The sequence below is a fragment of the Haloplanus sp. C73 genome, from assembly GCF_051195115.1.
GTDB lineage: Archaea > Halobacteriota > Halobacteria > Halobacteriales > Haloferacaceae > Haloplanus.
In genome coordinates, this window is sequence record NZ_JBNTJZ010000008.1 from 76068 (window position 1) to 93317 (window position 17250).

At 68.6% G+C, this 17250-nt stretch carries 15 protein-coding genes; 8 read left to right on the forward strand and 7 right to left on the reverse strand.

Going from position 1 to position 17250, the window contains the following annotated elements; genetic code table 11:
- Window positions 1–81: 81 nt before the first annotated feature.
- From ACQUSQ_RS13990 to ACQUSQ_RS14000, 3 genes are read left to right on the forward strand one after another with little or no spacing between them, the layout of a single operon-like run.
- A complete protein-coding gene (locus ACQUSQ_RS13990) occupies window positions 82–1512 on the forward strand; it encodes an APC family permease (RefSeq protein WP_435070011.1) in 1431 nt (476 codons plus the stop codon).
- Entirely contained in the window at window positions 1513–2250 is a 738-nt protein-coding gene (locus tag ACQUSQ_RS13995) for a universal stress protein (RefSeq protein ID WP_435070013.1), read from the forward strand.
- A gap of 43 nt (window positions 2251–2293) precedes the next feature.
- Complete coding sequence (locus tag ACQUSQ_RS14000; protein WP_435070015.1) at window positions 2294–3016, forward strand: fumarylacetoacetate hydrolase family protein; 723 nt, start codon at window positions 2294–2296, stop codon at window positions 3014–3016.
- On the opposite strand, the gene ACQUSQ_RS14005 is transcribed toward ACQUSQ_RS14000, so the two are convergent.
- Window positions 3013–3966, reverse strand: a complete 954-nt coding sequence (locus tag ACQUSQ_RS14005; protein ID WP_435070017.1) for a D-2-hydroxyacid dehydrogenase — start codon at window positions 3964–3966, stop codon at window positions 3013–3015. The genes ACQUSQ_RS14000 and ACQUSQ_RS14005 overlap by 4 nt on opposite strands.
- Window positions 3967–4058: 92 nt before the next feature.
- Between ACQUSQ_RS14005 and ACQUSQ_RS14010 the strand changes: the two genes are divergently transcribed.
- Together ACQUSQ_RS14010 and ACQUSQ_RS14015 are read left to right on the forward strand one after the other, a co-directional pair.
- Window positions 4059–5426: an NAD(P)/FAD-dependent oxidoreductase gene (locus ACQUSQ_RS14010; RefSeq protein WP_435070019.1), complete on the forward strand. Its 1368-nt coding sequence runs from the start codon at window positions 4059–4061 to the stop codon at window positions 5424–5426.
- A gap of 523 nt (window positions 5427–5949) precedes the next feature.
- Complete coding sequence (locus ACQUSQ_RS14015; protein WP_435070021.1) at window positions 5950–6102, forward strand: hypothetical protein; 153 nt, start codon at window positions 5950–5952, stop codon at window positions 6100–6102.
- 68 nt (window positions 6103–6170) lie between these two features.
- Here ACQUSQ_RS14015 and ACQUSQ_RS14020 read toward each other — a convergent pair whose 3' ends face one another.
- From ACQUSQ_RS14020 to ACQUSQ_RS14035, 4 genes are all read right to left on the reverse strand, one after another.
- Window positions 6171–7007, reverse strand: coding sequence for a hypothetical protein (locus tag ACQUSQ_RS14020; RefSeq protein WP_435070023.1), 837 nt, complete (start codon window positions 7005–7007; stop codon window positions 6171–6173).
- Between the two features lie 40 nt (window positions 7008–7047).
- Window positions 7048–8256, reverse strand: coding sequence for a PQQ-binding-like beta-propeller repeat protein (locus tag ACQUSQ_RS14025; protein ID WP_435070025.1), 1209 nt, complete (start codon window positions 8254–8256; stop codon window positions 7048–7050).
- A 50-nt stretch (window positions 8257–8306) separates the two neighbouring features.
- Window positions 8307–9296, reverse strand: a complete 990-nt coding sequence (locus ACQUSQ_RS14030) for a VOC family protein (RefSeq protein WP_435070027.1) — start codon at window positions 9294–9296, stop codon at window positions 8307–8309.
- 73 nt (window positions 9297–9369) lie between these two features.
- Window positions 9370–10749 (reverse strand): cytochrome P450, encoded by a 1380-nt coding sequence (locus tag ACQUSQ_RS14035; protein WP_435070029.1) that lies wholly within the window; start codon window positions 10747–10749, stop codon window positions 9370–9372.
- Window positions 10750–10833: 84 nt separating this feature from the next.
- On the opposite strand from ACQUSQ_RS14035, the gene ACQUSQ_RS14040 reads away from it, so the two are divergent.
- Entirely contained in the window at window positions 10834–11904 is a 1071-nt protein-coding gene (locus tag ACQUSQ_RS14040) for a hypothetical protein (protein WP_435070031.1), read from the forward strand.
- Window positions 11905–11909: 5 nt separating this feature from the next.
- Here the strand turns inward: ACQUSQ_RS14040 and ACQUSQ_RS14045 are convergent, their stop codons facing one another.
- Window positions 11910–12923 (reverse strand): sodium:calcium antiporter, encoded by a 1014-nt coding sequence (locus tag ACQUSQ_RS14045; protein ID WP_435070033.1) that lies wholly within the window; start codon window positions 12921–12923, stop codon window positions 11910–11912.
- A gap of 86 nt (window positions 12924–13009) precedes the next feature.
- Here ACQUSQ_RS14045 and ACQUSQ_RS14050 point away from each other — a divergent pair, with 86 nt between their 5' ends.
- Together ACQUSQ_RS14050 and ACQUSQ_RS14055 are read left to right on the forward strand one after the other, a co-directional pair.
- Window positions 13010–14317, forward strand: coding sequence for an MFS transporter (locus ACQUSQ_RS14050; RefSeq protein ID WP_435070035.1), 1308 nt, complete (start codon window positions 13010–13012; stop codon window positions 14315–14317).
- A 3-nt stretch (window positions 14318–14320) separates the two neighbouring features.
- Window positions 14321–15958: a potassium channel family protein gene (locus ACQUSQ_RS14055; RefSeq protein WP_435070037.1), complete on the forward strand. Its 1638-nt coding sequence runs from the start codon at window positions 14321–14323 to the stop codon at window positions 15956–15958.
- On the opposite strand, the gene ACQUSQ_RS14060 is transcribed toward ACQUSQ_RS14055, so the two are convergent.
- Window positions 15955–16971, reverse strand: coding sequence for a zinc-binding dehydrogenase (locus ACQUSQ_RS14060; RefSeq protein WP_435070039.1), 1017 nt, complete (start codon window positions 16969–16971; stop codon window positions 15955–15957). The two genes, ACQUSQ_RS14055 and ACQUSQ_RS14060, sit on opposite strands and share 4 nt — an antisense overlap.
- Window positions 16972–17250: the final 279 nt, after the last annotated feature.

A 17250-nucleotide genomic window follows, 5' to 3' on the forward strand; every position in this document is an offset into this window, starting at 1 on the left:
GTTACCGTTCGACACACAAGAGCGTTTCGCGAATGGACCTTGGTCGGGTACTTATCCGGACCCGTGTCGACGTTGACAGTAATGGTGTCGACACACGACTCGGACGGCGGTGCCAATCGCGCCGGCGAGACGCCGGTGGCCGTCGTCGACTCGGCGGAGGAGACGGCCGAGGCGTCGGTTACCGAATCGGGCACGGAACTCGAACGCTCGATTGGGTTGGTCGGCGGGCTGTCAATCGGCGTCGGGACGATGATTGGCGCGGGCATCTTCGTCTTCCCGGGGCTGGCCGCGGGACAGGCCGGGCCGGCGGCGGCGGGGTCGTTCGCCATCGGCGCGGTCATCGCCTTGCTTGTCGCGTTGCCCGCGTCCGAACTCGCGACGGCGATGCCGAAATCGGGCGGCGGCTACTACTTCATCTCGCGGGCGCTCGGCGCGCTCCCCGGCGCCGTCGTCGGCATCAGCATCTGGCTGGGGCTGGTGTTCGCGACGGCGTTCTACCTCGTCGGCTTCGGCAACTACGCGGCCGCCGTACTGGCGGAGGCCGGCGTCTCGTTCGGAAGCGGCGTCGTCGTTCCCTTGGCGCTGGTGTTCGGCGTCTTACTCACCGGCCTGAACCTCTTCGGGACGGAGAACGCGGCGGCGCTCCAAAACTACGTCGTCGGCCTGTTGCTCACGATTCTCGTCCTCTTTCTGGGTTACGGCAGTCTCGACGCCCTCGGCGTGTTCGGCAGTGCCAGCACGCCGGAACAGTTCATGCCCTTCGGCCCGGTGCCGATGTTCACCACGGCCGCGCTGGTGTTTACGTCGTATCTCGGCTTCGCGCAGGTGGCGACTGTCGCGGGCGACATCAAAGAACCGGGACGGAATCTGCCGCTGGCGATGGTCGGGTCGGTGCTCATCGTCGGCGTGCTGTACGTCACGACGATTTTCATCGCGACGAGCGCCTTCGGGAGCGCCGCCCTGTCGAGTTTCGGCGAGACGGCCATCGTCGAGGTGGCCCGCGCCTTCGGCGGCCGGTTCGGGGCCATCGCCATCCTCTTGGCCGGGCTGTTGGCGACCATCTCCAGCGCGAACGCCTCGATTCTCTCCACGTCACGCGCCGTCTTCGCGGTGAGCAAGGACGCCCTGCTCCCCTCCGTCGCCAGTCGGATGAACCTGAAATACGGCACGCCACACGTCGCGCTGGCCATGGGCGGCGGCCCGACGCTGGCCTTGGTGGCGCTCGGCGAGGTGGAGGTGCTCGCGGAAGTCGCTTCGTTCCTCCACCTAGTCATGTACGGCCTCATCTGCGTGGCGCTAATCTCGATGCGACGCGACGAACCCGAGTGGTACGACCCCGACTTCCGAGTGCCGGTCTACCCGCTCGTCGCCGTCCCCGGCGCCATCGCCAGTTTCGGCCTCATCGCCTTCATGCAACGAGAATCACAGATTATCGGCATCGCAATCATGCTCGCCGCCGCCGGATGGTACAAGTACTACGCGAGTGACGTGTCGCTCAAGGGGGTGCTCTAGATGACCGACGAACTCAGCATTCGAGAACCGCCGAAGCTTCTCGTGCCCATCCGGGTGCTGGAGGGCCAGACCCTCCCGGAGACACTGGTCGACTTTCTCGCGCCGGCGGAGGTGGTCATCCTCGGCTACCACGTCCTCCCCGAACAGACGCCGACGGAGCAGGCCAGCATACAGTTCGAGGAGCGCGCGCAGACCGCCGTCGACGACATCGCCCACGCGTTCGAGGCGACGGGGCGACCGGTGGAGACGCGTGTCGCCTTCACTCACGACCGGGACCAGACCATCGCGCGCGTCGCGGCCGACATCGACGCGACGGCGACGCTCCTCCCGAACCCGGCCGGCGAAATCGAGGACGTGTTGGTGGCTATCCGCGACGCCATCGACATCGACCGCCTCGCCGACTTGGTGGCGACGCTCGTCGGAACGAGCGACCGCCGGGTGACGCTATGGGGGGTGACCGCCCCCGACGCCGCGTTCGACGCCGAGGCCGCCGTCGCCGACGCCCGCGAGACGCTTCTGGACCGCGGCGTCGACGCCGACGCGATTGCGACCGAGACGTCGACCTCCGACCGCCCCGTCGCAGACATCGTCGAGCGCTCGAACGAGTTCGACGCCATCGTCATGGGCGAGAGCGAGCCGGGCCTGTCGGCGCTGCTGTTCGGCGACGAATCCGAACGCGTCGCCGAGGGCGCTATCGCCCCGGTGTTGCTCGTTCGCGGCCCCAACGAGGAGTCGTAGCGGAATCCACAAGCGGTTTGTCGGTCGGGCGGGACGAGCGGGTATGAAACGCGCCCGCATCGAGGTGGATGGCGAGATTCACGCCGGCGAGTACCGCGACGGCGTGGTCGAGACAGACGCCGGCGACTTCGTCGTCGGCGAGGACGGACCGCTCGCGCCGCCGTGTGAGCCGTCGGCGCTCTACTGTGTCGGTCGGAACTTCGCCGAGACGCTCGACCAGATGGAGTACGACGTCCCCGACCAGCCGGCCTTCTTCATCAAGCCCCCGGCCGCCGTCGTCCCTCACGAGGCACCGATTCCGTACCCCACCTTCTCCGACGAAGTGACGTACGCGGGCGAACTGTGTGCCGTCATCGACGAGCGGTGTCACGACCTCGACGAGTCGGAGGTGCCGGAGGTCATCCGCGGCTACACCATCATGAACGACGTGGACGCCCTCGACCAGCCGGGCCGGACGGCCCGCAAGGCCTTCGACGGCTCCGGGCCGCTGGGGCCGTGGCTCGAAACCGACCTCGACCCCCACGGCATCGATATGCACACCGAAATTAGCGGGGAGCGTCGACAGGAGGCAAACACCGAACTCATGCTGTTCGACCCTTACGAAATCGTCTCCTTCCTCTCCGAGCGCTTCACGTTCCGCCCGGGCGACGTCATCGCCTTCGGTAGTCCCGCGAATCCGGGCCTGATAGAGCCGGGCGACACCGTCGAAATCACGTACGAAGGAGTTGGCTCCCTGCGGAACGAAGTCGCGCCGCCGGACCGCTAAACCACCTGATTCTCGAGTTCGTCGTCGTCGCCGGCCTGAATGCGGCGGAGGTTCGTCGCGAGGATGTCGGCGAGGCGGTCGTAGTATTTCGGCGTCTTGCCCGAGTTGTGGGGCGTAATCTGGACGTTCTCGAACGCCCAGAGCGGGTGGTCGTCGGGCAGTGGTTCGGGGTCGGTCACGTCGAGTGTCGCCCCGCGGATGCTGGCGTCGCGGAGCGCCGTCACCAGCGCGTCGGTGTCGACGACCGGCCCCCGAGCGACGTTCACGAGGAGGGCGTCGGCGTGCATCGAGCCGAGAGCGTCGGCGTCGATGAGGCCGCGCGTAGTGTCGGTCAGCGGGCACGCGAGAATTACGTAGTCCGCCCGCGCGAGGGCGTCGTGAATCTCGTCGAAGCCCACCACCTCGTCGGTGGGGCCGCCCTTCGATGGCGTGTAGCGGACGCCGATGGTGTCGACGCCGAAGGCGTCGAGTCGCTCGACGAGCGCCGAGCCGATGGCGCCGAGGCCGACGACGGCGGCGGTGCTCTCGTAGAGTTCGCCCGCGGGGTAAGACTGCCAGTGCGAGCGCCGCTGTTGGTCCCACGCCCGCCGGAACTGCCGCTCGTGGGCGATGAGCGACCCGATGACGTACTCCGAGATGTTCGGCCCGTGGACGCCCGCGGCGTTGGTGACGGCGACGCCGGCGTCGGCGAGGGCGTCGACGTCGAGATGGCCGGTGCCCGCGTACGCGCAGGCGAACAGGTCGAGGTTCTCGGCGACATCGAGCAACTCCGTGTCGAAGTCGACGCCGGTGGCGACGCTCGCGTGTCGAATCAACTCTCGCTCCTCGGCGGGCGTCTTGGCGACGGCCACGTCGAGGTTCGGAAGGCGGTCACGCAGGCAGTCTCCGTACACTTCCGGTGACCTGCCGTGGACTTTCTGCCGTAAGACGAGTACGTCCGGATTTGACATAGGCGTGCATCCATCCGCCTCCAATAAAGAGGCACCGAGGACGGCCAGTTCGTTCCGGATAATTAATACCGCCGCCCGTTCGGAGATAGCGTATGGAACATGTGGACGTAGCCGTCGTCGGCGGCGGGCCTGCCGGGTCGGCGGCGGCCCACGCGGCCGCCGAAACGGGCGCGTCCGCCCTCGTCTTCGAGAAGGGCGTCCCGCGAGCGGACCGCGACCACCTCGGCCCGGACTCCACCGACGCCGCGGGCATCCTCGACTACTGGGTCGACATCATGGGCATCCATCCCGACGAGTTCCCCGACGGAATCTTACTCTCGGAACTCGACCGCGCGACGTTCGTCGGCCCGACCGAGTCCTGTGTCCTCCGGAGTACGGGCATCGACTCCTCGTACGACGCCTTCGGCTACACCTTCGACCGCGCGGCGTTCGACGACTGGCTCCGCGAACGCGCCGAGGGCGCCGGCGCCGACTACCGCGTCGGCGTCAGCGTCCGCGACGTGGAGACGACGCTCGACGGCGACCCCCGACACACGCTCGCTCTGGCGAGCGGCGAGACTGTCGGCGCCGACTTCCTCGTCCTCGCAGACGGTCCCCAGCGGACCGTCACCAACCGCGTGCTGGACCGGTATCTCCCCGTCCCGGTCACCGACCACCTCGGCACGACGACGGCCAACCACATCGCGTATCAGGAGCATCGTCGCCTCCCCGAGGCCGTCGCCGACGACCTGCGCGGCGCGATTACGTTCTGGTGGGGGTACATCCCCGGCCACACAGCCTACCCGTGGATTTTCCCCAACGACGACAACGTGGCCCGAATCGGGCTGACGATGCCCATCGGACTCGACCTCTCGTCGGTCGAGAACCGAGCGGACTACGCGCTGCTCCGCCCCGAGGACGACACCGTCCCGAGCGGGGGCGAGTATCTCCGTCGACTGCTCGAACGCGAGTACGGCGACGCCTACGACGTGCCCGAGGACTTCCCGCTCGTCGAGGACCGCGGGAAGTCGAACGGCACCGAAACGTACCCCATCTCCTCGACGCGCCCGGTCGACTCGCCGGTCGAGGCGGGCATCGCCGTCGTCGGCGGCGCCATGGGCACCACCTCGGCGTTTCACGAGGGCGGCGACCACGTCGCCGTCCGGACCGGCGCCATCGCCGGCGAACTCGCCGGGCGCGGCGACCTCTCCTCGTACAACGAGCGATGGAAAGACGCCATCGGCGACGAAATCCTGCGCAACGTCACCATGGCCGACATGGTGCGAGACTACGGCCCGGACGACTGGGACGACATCTTCCGGACCGGGCGGAAGATGCTCGCCGACGAAAGCGGGTATCGGATGTTCGAACAGAAGTTCAGCGCCGGGTGGGACGCCGCCAAACTCCTCCTCCGATATCGCTGGAACAAGTACCGCCACCGCGACTTCGTGAGCATCCACGAGTCGGAGTACGTCTACTGAATCCCCGGACGACCCGCAAGGCGTTAACCCCTCCGTGCCGTAGCCCGACTGCGTGCCTTTAGTCCCCGCCCGAGTACGCCCATCAGGGCGCGATGACCGCGCGGAGAACCCGGGCACGCGACATGGGTGATTCCGGGACTCACTGACCCCCTGAATCGCCAGCGGGGAGGTCGTTCGACCTCCGAACGTGACGCCGTCTCACGCATCCGACGGTCGCCCGGCACGAGGGTTAGCTAGCCGACCACGGCACGCCGCCAGGGATGAGGCTAGACGTTAGTGTTCCGGGCGTACATCGACCTTTTCCAGCGCTCGCTTCGCTCGCTTGCAAAAGCTCGACCAAAAGCACTCCTCCTTCGCTTCACTTCGTTCCGCTCAGTCGTCGGCCTCGCGCTCACGTCCGTTCGCGCGAGTTGTCGACTCACCCCAACAGATATATCGGTCCGTCCGGTAGTGTAGCTACCAATGAATCGTCGGACATCGGAACCGAGTGCGTTCGAGCGCGGGCAGACGGAGGAACGATAGTATGCCGTGGGGCGTCAACACGGAGTTCACCGAGGACGAAGGGCCGGAAGTCGAAATCGACGAGGAGCAAGAGGAGAAGGTCGAGCGGAGCGAAGAAGGCTCGGAGACCACCGAGGACTTCGACATCGACGAAGCGATTTCGAATCTGGACTGACCGGCAGTCGGCCCGTCGTGCCGAGGCTCTGTGACACTCGTCTTTTCGCGACTCGTTCTGGCGGCCACTCACGTTCGCGCGGCGGCGTAGCGAATAGTCACCAGCGGCAGTCCACAGAGTCGGATGCGCTGGTCGGCGAAGACGTCGGCGTCGAACGGCGTGTCCGTCTCGGGCGGCGCGGGCGCCTCGGAGTCGTCCGCGGGCGTGACGCGAAAACGCTGGCTCGCGGGGAGCCTGAACGCGCCCGCGTCGGTGTGGAGATACAGGCCACCGTCGGGTGCGTCCGTCGTGAGTTCGACGCCCGTTCCGTACTGGTTCATTCGGAGGACCGTCGCGAGACTCGCACCCGGAAGCGGGACGGCGACGTTGACGACGCGCTCCCCGTCGGCGACGTGGCTGGCGTAGAGGGCCACGAAGACGCCCTCGCCGTCGGCGGTGGTTCGAACCCACAGCCGCGGGTCGTCGCGGGGGTCCTCGCTCGCCGCGGCGGGCGCGAGCGCGAACAGGTCGCTCGTGACCCGCTTCGAGTCGTCGCCGGGGGCCGGCAGATTCAACTGCTCGATGCGGCTGGTCCACCGACTCGCGAGACGGGCGCCGAGGCGGAACGGTCGGTGCCACGTCGCGGACAGCGCCATCTCGAACTCGCTCGTCCGCTCGTAGAGTGCGCGCACGTCGGGATGGACGGCGCCGGGGTCGAAGCCCGGTCGGGCGTACGCGTCGAGCGACGCCATCTCGCCGGCGACGCGCCGGCCGCGAAGCCCGTGCCGGTCGGGCCACTCCGGGCCGATGCGGGCGTCGCCGTGGTGTGGCGAGAGCGGCACGTCTTCGGCCCGCGCGGCGGCCACGCCGAGCGCGACTCCGCCGGCGACGAGCCCCGTCGCGAGTGCCTTCGAGCCGCGAATCACGGTCGGCGTACGGCGCCGCCGATGTTAAGCGCCCGGCCCATCAGCGGAGTTCGTAGCAGTCGGCGCCGCTCGTGACCAGCACCCGGTCGTCGACGAGCGCGAGGTTGCCCGGTCCCGACTCGACGTTGTGTGTCCACAGGATATCGCCGGACCCGGTGTCGTAGGCCCGAACCACGCCGCCGACGCGGTCCCCGTCTCGGCGGCGCTGGCCGGCGACGACGAGCGTCTCGCCCGCGACGGCGGGTGCGTAGGCGTGCCAGTCGGTGTCGTCGCGCCAGACTGTCTCGCCGGTCCGCAGGTCGAGAGCGACGACGCGGCCGGCGGCGAGGTCCTCGGTTCCGACGGCGGTGTATCCCCGGTCACCGACGACGGCCGGCGTCGTGACGTCGGCGCCGAACGAGAGCGGCCCCCACAGATGCTCGCCCGTCTCGGCGTCGACGGCGGTGACGCCGCCACCACCGACGGTGTACGACCCGTGGACGAGTCGACCGTTCGCGACGGCTGGCGGGTGGTAGAACCCGCGGACGTGGTCGGTGCCGGTGTGCCAGCGTCGCGCGGGACCGGGCGTGAGCCGTCGGTCCAATCCCGAGCGCGGCGCGTAGGCGACGGTTCCGTCGAGTGGCGCGCTCGCACCGTACAGCCGACCGTCTGCGAGCGCGGGCATCGACCCCTCGACGCGCCAGTCCCGCCCCGTCGCGGTGTCGACGCCGACGAGCGTGCCGTCCGTACAGCCGACGTACGCTTCACCGTCGCCGACGGTCAGCCAGTCTAGGTCGTCGTCGGGGAGCCGCTGGCGGTAGCGGGTGTCCTCGCCCGCGTAGCCCACGAGCGTCGCCGGGTCCTCGCCTCGCAGATGCGCGGCGTGGAGCGTTCCGTTCGGGCCGAGGCCCGCGAACGGCGTGGTCGCGCCTCGCTCCCGGCGCAGGGTGCCGTTGGGGTCGTAGGTGACGAGTTCGGAGCCGTGGAGGACGAGCGCATTTGCCCCGACGAGCGGGGTGAAGCGCGGCCGGCGTGCCGTCGTCGACGCCGAGGCGACGACGCGACGCGTCGGTAACTCGCGGGGCGGCGTGGCGTCCGGGCTGTGTGCGGTGTTCGCGGGGTCGTACCGCGGGAGGGGCCACGTGCCGTCGGCGGGCGTCCACGAGTCGAACGTCGCGGCGGGCGCGCCCCGGTACAGGCGGAGGCCGCCGTAGGCGGCGACGGCGGCGACGGCACCGCCGACGAGGCGGCGGCGAGTGATGGAGGGCATCGAGCGGTCGTTGCCGCCGCGGTTACAAAAGGGAGGTGGAGCGTCTCGACTCAGTCGTCGGCTTCGATGCCGTCCGCCCGCGGCACCGTCACGTCGGGAAGGCCGGCTTCGATTTCCTCGCGTCGGTCCTCGAACGACCCGGGGAGGACGAGTCGGCCGCCGAGGTCATCGAGTGGTTCGTCGCTCGTGTAGCCCGGTTCCTTCGTCGCGAGTTCGAAGAGGATGCCGCCGTGTTCGCGGACGTAGACCGACCGGAACCAGTGGCGGTCTATCTGCTGGGTCGGGTTCAGCCCCTCGCCGCGAATCGCCTCGCGCATCGCTTGCTGGTCCTCGTCGGTCGGCGTCTGGAAGGCGACGTGGTGGACCGTCCCGTGGCCCTGTCGCCCGCCCTGAATCGTCGGCAGGACGTCGACGTACTTTCCGACCGTCCCGGTGGCGGCGAAGCGGGTTCGCTCGTCGCCCGGCGTGTCACCTCGGGACTGCTCGGTCCCGACTTCTTCGAAGCCCATCGTCCGGAGGAGGCCCATCGTCGGATGCGGGTCGGCCAGCCAGAGCGTGACCGAGTGGAAGCCACGGATGGCGGCGTCCTCGGGGACGAACTCGGTCCACGGGACGGTGGGGTCGTCGGCCGGAATCTCGACTTCGACCAGTTCGACCGGGAGGCCGTCCGGGTCGCGGAAGGGAAGGACCGTCTCGCCGAAGCGCTCGACTCGGTCGTCGTAGTCGACGTTGTAGTCGTCGAAGCGGTCTTCCCAGTAGTCGAGGCTTCCCTCGGGGACGCGGAAGGCGGTACGTGACACCTGTCCGCTCCCAACCTTTCCCTGCGGGAGGTCGCCCCACGGGAAAAACGTCATGCTCGTTCCCGGCGTCCCCTCCGCGTCCGCGAAGAAAAAGTGGTAGGTGCTGGGGTCGTCCTGATTGATGGACTGCTTGACGAGGCGAAGCCCGAGCGTCTCGACCCAGAAGTCGAGGTTGCGCTGGGGGTCGCCGGCGATACACGTGACGTGGTGGATGCCCGGCGTGGGTGTCGGCGCTGCCATACCTAACGTAGGGCCCGGACGAACTTGAATCCGCGCTGACACCCGTGTCACCAGGTCACATCGATGTCGTGGCTCACCGTGACTCGACGCGGAACTCGGTCCCGGGTGCCATTCGGGCGGTCATGCCGGCGAGCAGCGGCGGGTCGTCGGGTTCTGCGCCCGGCCACGCGAGGTGGTACTCGCGGCCGATGGTGGCGAGGGCGAGTTTCGCCTCCATCAGTGCGAACCGACGCCCGATACAGCGACGCGGGCCGCCGCCGAAGGGGACGTACGCGAAATCGGGGATGCACTCGCGGAGCGACCCGTCCCAGCGACTCGGGCGGAACGTCTCGGGATCGTCGTAGAACCGGGGGTCGGCGTGAACTTGGTCGACGGTGAGCCAGACGGGGTCGCCCGCCGGGATGCGGTAGCCGTCCATCGTCACGTCGGTCGTCGTCTCCCGCGGTATCGTGTACACCGGCGGGTAACACCGCAGCGTCTCGGTGACGATTCGCTCGGTCACCGGGAGGTCGTCCAAGTCATCGAGTGTCGGCTCTCCGTCGAGGCCGTCGACTTCGGCGTGGAACCGCTCGCGGACCGAGGGGTGGTGAGCGAGCGCGTAGCAGGCGAAGGCGATGGTGGTCGCGGTGGTGTCGTGGCCGGCGAAAATCATCGTCACCACTTGGTCGCGGAGTCGGTCGTCGCGAAGCGCCTCGCTCTCGACGCCCGACTGTCGGAGCGCGACGAGCAAGGAGAGGAGGTCGTCCGCCTCCTGCGGGCTGGCTGGCGGATTCTCCGCCTTCTCGTCGAGGAGGTCGCTCGCGACGCCTTGGAGGCGGCGCTTCCCGCGCTTGAATCGGCGGCGGGCGGGCGTCGGAATCCACGTCGGGAGCGGGTAGGAGGTGGGCGCAAACCAGTGATGGAGGTGGGCCGCGGCGGTGCGAATCTCCTCGTCGCCGTCGACGGCGAGTTCGCGGCCGAACAGCGTCGCGAAGAGGACGTCGAGCGTCAGGTCGCTCGACTCCGCTGCGAGGTCGATTCGCTCGCCGGGCGTCCAGCGTCGCTGCCGGCGGCGCACCTGTTCAACCATGCCGTCGGCGTACTCCACGAGACGGTCACGCGTGAACAACGGTTGGAGGACGTCGCGCTGGCGTTGCCACGTCTCGCCCTCGACGGCGACGAGACCACCCTCGAAGGCGATGCGGAAGTCGTCGGATTTCCGGAACTTCTCGCGGTCGTTCAGGAGGACGCGCTCGAAGTGGTCGGGGTGGCCCAGATGGTAGACGTCGCCGGGGCCGAGGAGGTGGATGCGGACGAGGTCACGCTCCGCCATCGCTCGGGTTCGAAAGCCGAGGACGTCCCGCATCGCGTGGACCGTGTGGGTGAGGTGGTGGCCGACGGTCGACGGGTACGGCGGAAGTGGGGCGTCTGTTCGGTCTGAGTCGATGCCGTCGGCCGGACGGTCCGCGCCCATGGAGGGGCATACGGACTCTGCCGTTTAGCTTTTCGGGACCACCCCAAAACAAATGTCCCCGAATCGAGACGTAGCGTCCGAAGGATGGAGTACAACGCGACGTCGCTCTGGGTGAGTCGAATCGTCGACTGGGGTCGAGGCTACGTCGGCCACCCCGCCGCGGCCGCGCTGTGTACGCTCGGCTGGATTCCGGTGGTCACGACGGCCGTCGCCATCGACCCCTCGGAGGCGTCGACGGCGTTTCTCGTCGGGCAGATTCTCGCCTGCCTGATGGTGGTGTCGGCGCCTTACGACGTCTGGTACTACGACGAGCGACTTCTCCCCCAGTTTTTCGACGATATCGAACTCATCACCGCGGAGTCGGACCACGACACGCTGGAGCGACTGGCGACCCGATACGACCACCTCTACGCCGACTACTGGTGGCTGAGCACGCTCGTGTGGGTCGGCCTCGTGCTGACGGTCTTTGTCGTCGGTCAGAGCTACTTCCAGTCACAGGGCATCACGAATCCCGTCGAGCGAGCGGCGTATCTCGGCTTCTTCTGTTACTGGCTGCTGTTTGCCGGCCTGCGCTCACACGGCGCGGTGATAACCGTCTTCGTCATCCGGTCGTTCGCGGAGCAGGTGCAACTCGACGTCGACCCGCTCCATCCCGACGGCCTCGGCGGCCTCAGCACCGTCGGCACCTTCGCCATCCGGATGACGGTCATCACGTCGCTGGGGTCGCTCGCGCTCCCCCTCGCCTTCCAGATTGCGTCGAACATCCAGTACAAGTCCGTCGTGTACGCGGGTGTCGCGCTCTTTGTCCTCTTGGTCGGCCTCAACTTCCTCTACCCCACTTACAAGGTGAACCGGCGGGCACAGGACCTCCGCGAGCGGATGCTCGATGCGCATCGCGAGCGCATCCGCACTCTCGAAAACCGGCTCGCGTTGCTCACGGAGGGCGACGAGTCGGACCTCCCCGACGACCACCTCGCGGAGACGAACGACGAACTGCTGGAACTGGAGATTCGCCGCGCTCGCCGGGAGTTCGAGGACTATCAGAGCGTCCAACTCTACCCCCTCTCCATCGGCATCATCACCCGCCTCGTCAGTTCGATACTGCTGCCCGTGGCGTTCATCCTGTTCGAACTGTTCATCACGGGATCGCTCTGAGGCCGTCAGATACCCCGAACGAGGTCGATGGCGTCGACGGTTTCGAGACCCATCCAGCCGAGAAAGACGAGATACAGGCCGAGTAGCGCGTAGGCCTCGGGAGTCGTGAGTTCGAGGTGGGTGCGCGTGACGACGACGAAGACGATGGTCGCGAAAGCGAGAAAGCCCATCAGGGGGATGGCAACGAGGAAGTCGACAGTCGCCGACCCGGCCAGCAGGACGCCGACGGGGATGGCGACGAGGAGGTTGAAGGTGTTGCTGCCGAGGACGTTCGTCAGACTGGTGATGTCCTCGTCCGCGACGGCGGCGCGGACGCTGACGATGGCGTCGGGGAGGCTCGTCGCGGCGGCGATGACGGTCACGCCCCACAGGAACGGTGACGTGTCGAACGCGACGCCGAACGCGAGGGCGGCTCTGACGACGCCCTCGACGCCGACGGCGATGATTACGAGAGCGACGAGGAGGGTCGCCCACTCGCGCCGCGGGTCGACCCGACTCGGTCGCTCGGAGACGTACTCCCGCGTGTCCTGATACTGGAGGAAGACGTAGATGCCGTACGTCGCGAGGGGGAGGAGCGCGAGCGCGGGCGTGAGTATCGCCGCCTCGTTCGTCCCGCCGGGGACGTACGTCGCCCCGAGCGCGAAGGTGAGAAAGAGGACGAGGACGCTGATGATGTAGAACTGGGCGTCGCGGTGGACGATGTCGCGGGTCGCTTCGAGTTCCTCGCTGACGAGCGCCGAGAGCGCGGGGATGACGAGCAGGTTGAAGATGGCGCTGCCGACGATGGCGCCGACGCCGAGCGAGAACTCGCCGTGGACGACGGTGCTGATGACGACGGAGGAGAGTTCGGGAAAGCTCGACCCGATGGCGACGACGACGGCGCCGTGGACGGCCGCCGGCAGCCCGTAGTACGCGCTGAGCTTCCCCGCAGAGCGTTCGAGTCGCTCGCTTCCGAGCCAGATGACTCCCGTCGAGACGAGGGCGAGGGCCGTCCACCCGCCGAGTCCGAGTCCGAGCACGGGGTGGCCATCTCGGCCCCCGGACAAAGGTGTTTTTCGAGCGCGATGGCGGTTCATATAACTGTCGGGGCGGCGAGAGGGCGAACGTGACTGACAGGTGGCTGTACGGCTGGGGGCTCGCCTCTATCGGCCTCGGTGGCGCGTCGCTCATCGTCCCGCTGTACGTCGTCTCGCTCGGCGGCGGGCCGGTCATGCTCGGCATCCTCGCCGCCGCCGCCGCCGTCGCCGGGGCGCCGGGCGCACTCGTCGTCGGCCGCCTCGCCGACCGTACCGGCCACCGGCGGGGGTACGTCCTCGGCGCCATCGGCGTCGTGGCGGCGGGACTGACCGTCGTCGCCGCCGTCGAATCGATTCCGATTGTCGTCGTCGCCAACGCCGCCATCTGGTTCGCGTTCGCGGCGGCGACGCCCGTCCTCACGCTGCTCGCAGTCGTCGGCGCGCCCGAAGCCGAGTGGAGCGACCGCATCGCCCGCCTCAACGAGTGGCAGGGCGTCGGGTGGGCGCTCGGCCTGCTGGTCGGCTTCCTCGTCGTCGTCGGGGGCGAGCGACTGCTCGGACTCCCACCGGTGACCGTCCAGCGACTCGTCTGTCTCGTCTGTGCCGTCAGCACGGGCGCGGGCGGCCTCGTCACGGCGACTGCGCTCCCGAGCGAGCGAGACAGCTCCCTTCCTGCCCCTCGTCGATTCCGGCGGGCGTTCCAGTCCGCGGCGCGTTTCGGCGTCCGCGGGGCGAGTTTCCCGGTCTCTCCCCCGCGGGTGGACGTCCGCGGCCTCCATCCGCGGCGGTTCGTCCGCCGGTTCACGCCGTCGCTCGCGCTCTACTTCCTCGCCGTCACGCTCGCGTTCGCCGGCTTCGGGGCCTTCTTCGCCCCCCTGCCGGCGTATCTCGCGTCGGCCGGGTTCGGCTCCGACACCGTCTTCGGCCTCTACTTCGCGCTGAACGCCGGCGCCGCCATCTTCTTCGGCGTTTCCGCGACGCTCGTCGCGCGCTACGAGGTGGCGCTGGTGCATCTCGGGAGCCTCGTCGTCCGCGGCGTCGCCATCCCACTCGTCGTCGTCGCCGGCGGGGCGCTGATGGTGGTGGCCCCGATTTTCGTCGTCATCGGGTTCACGTGGGCTGTCATCGCCGTCTCGGCGGCGACGCTCGTTACCCGGCTCTCGCCGCCCATCGTCCGCGGCGAGGCGCTCGGCGTCTACAGCGCGCTCGCCGCCCTCGCCGGCGGGGTCGGAAGCATCGCCGGCGGCTGGCTGGCGTCGCTGGGCTACGACTACGCCTTCGCGTTCGCCGGCGGACTGGTGTTTGCGGGCGGCGCCGTCGTCCTCGTCCTCAGACGTCGCATCGACGCCGACGCTCGCCCGGAGCAGACGGTTTATTCCGCCGCCGGTACAGAGTGAGCTATGGACACGTGGCAGCGCCGGACGCTCGTGTACGTCGTCGGGCTGATGGCGGTGATGCTCGCCTACGCCACGGTGTACGACGCCGGGATGAGCGTCTTCGAGGGGTCGCCGATAACCTTCCTCCACGCACTGCAGGTGGTCGTCGAGACGTTCACGACGACGGGCTTTGGCTCCGACGCCCCGTGGACGAGCGCCGAGATGAACGTCCTCGTCATCGTGATGGACCTGACCGGCGTCGTGCTCATCTTCCTCGCGCTGCCGGTACTCGTCTTCCCGCTCTTCGAGGAAGCCATCTCGACGACGGTGCCGACGACGGCCGACGATGGGCTGACCGACCACGTCGTCATCTGCACGCTGACGCCGCGCGGGGAGACGCTCGTCGACGAACTCGACTCGTGGGGCGTCGACCACCTCATCCTCGAACCCGACCGTGGCCGGGCGAAAGACCGGTACGAGGAGGGGTACGACGTCATCCACGCGGACCCGCAGTCGGTCGACGGACTGGAGGCCGCGCGGCTGTCTGCCGCCCGGTGTCTCGTCGCCGACGACTCGGACCCGGTCAACACGAGCATCGTCCTCACGGCGAAGGAAGTCGCGGAGTCGGTTCGGACGGTGAGCGTCGTCGACGACCCAGAGCGCGAGCAGTACCACCGTCTCGCGGGCGCCGACGCCGTCCTCTCGCCGCGCGCACTCCTCGGCGAGGGCCTTGCCTCCAAAGTGACGACGGGGATTTCGGCCGAGTTGGGCGACGCAATCGAAATCGGCGAGGACTTCGAGGTGGCCGAACTCCCGATACACCGCGAGAGCGAGTTGGTCGGGCGGACCATCGCCGAGAGCGGCGTCCGCGAGCGTGCGGGCGTGAACATCATCGGCGCGTGGTTCCGCGGCGAGTTCGAGAGCCCGCCCTCGCCTGACGCCGTCCTCGACAACGGGACCGTCCTCCTCGTCACGGGCCGCGAGGCACAGCTCGAACGGCTCAAAGAACTGGCCCTGTCCGACGTCCGCCAGTTCCGCCGCGGGCAGACGCTCGTCGTCGGCCACGGCGAGGTGGGAACGACCATCGTGAACGCGCTCTCGACGGCGGGGGTCCAGAACGTCGTGATGGACGTGGCCGAGGACCCCGGCGTCGACGTGGTCGGGGACGCCACCGACCCCGACGCGCTCTCGCGGGCGGGCGTGGAAGACGCCCGGACCGTCATTCTCGCCATCCCCGACGACACGCTCACCGAGTTCGCCATTCTGGTGATTCGGGACCTGAACCCGTCGGTCGAAATCGTCGCTCGCGCCGAGGAGACGGAGAACGTCCAGAAGATGTACCGCGCGGGCGCCGACTACGTCCTCTCGCTCGCGACGGTCAGCGGCCGGATGCTCGCCTCGACAATTCTGGAAGACGAGGAGGTCATCTCGCTGGACAAGCAGGTTGACGTGATACGGACTCACGCACCGGGGCTCGTGGGTCAGACCCTCGGTGAGGCGGACGTCCGCGCCCGAACGGGCTGTACCGTCGTCGGCGTCGAACGCGACGGCGAGGTAGTCACCGACCTCGGCCCCGAGTTCCGCGTCCGCGAGGGCGACGAACTCATCGTCGCGGGCACCGACGAGGGGACGAACCGCTTCACCGCGACGATGGGCGGCTAGTCCATCGTCACGACGAGTTTGCCGAGCGTCTCCCGCTCTTTCATCGCGGCGAACGCGTCGCCCGTCGCCGCCAGCGGGAACGTCCGGTCGACGACGGGGTCGAGGTCGCCGGCGGCGACGAGGTCGACCAGTCGCTCCAGTTCTGGCTGGGTTCCCATCGTGCTCCCCACGACGTGCTTGTGTCCGAGAAAGAGGTTCGGAATGTCGATTTCGGAGGTGTCGCCCGCGGTGCGCCCGCAGATGACCATCCGGCCGCCGCGGCGCAGGAGGTCGAGACCGAGGTCCGTGTACGCTCCGCCGAGGTGGTTGATGACGGCGTCGGGCGTGCCGATGTCGGCGACGGCGTCCCGGAGTCGGTCGGGGTCGGTCCCGCGGACGGTGTGGTCGGCGCCGAGGTCAGCCAGTCGGTCGAGTTTCGATTCCGACGACGAGGTGCCGACGGTTCGACAGCCGAACGCGTCGGCGAGTTGGACGGTGGCGACGCCGACGCCACCGGTCGCGCCGGGGACGAACACGAGGTCACCGGGCGACGCCTCGGCCCGGCGGAGCATGTGGTGGGCGGTCAGATACGCCGTCGGGAGCGTCGCCGCCGTCGTCGTATCCACGTCGTCGGGGAGCGAAATCAGCCGGTCGGCGTCGACACACGCTTCGTCCGCAAGGCCGCCGTGATACAGCGAGAAAGAGTCACAGAGGTTCTCCGGCCCCTCGCGACAGAAGCGGCAGGTGCCACACGTCTGATTGGGACAGAGCAGAACGCGGTCGCCGGGGTCGACGTTCGTGACTCCGTCGCCGACGGCCTGTACGACGCCCGCGACGTCGAGACCGGTGACGAAGGGGAGGTCGCTGGGGTCGACCATCGCGGAGTCGCCGTCGAGAATCCAGAGGTCGTGGCGGTTGATAGAGCAGGCCTCGACGTCCACGAGGGCCTCTCCGGGGCCGGGGTCGGGCGTGGGTCGCTCGACGAGCGTTACGCCGTCCGGTCCGATGAGGTCGGTGAAGGCTGCGGCACGCATCACCCGCCTTTCTCCCTCCGTCGGCAAAGGTTCGGGGGCGCCGGAAGTGTTCAGATAGGTAGGTGACATTGGCAGCACCTCGAAAGCCCCGACTCGCTGGAGTCGGGAGTAGCGAGGCGGCAGAGCCGCCTCGAAGCCGCGCACGGCTTGCCGTGCGCGCCCCTCGCTGCGCTCCTCGGCCTTCGGCCTGCGGTGCTTGCGTCGGCTTCCTTCCCCCAGCAGCGAGGGAGCGAAGCTCCCTCGGGCAATCGGGCGGCGAAGCCGCCCGATGACGAGTCG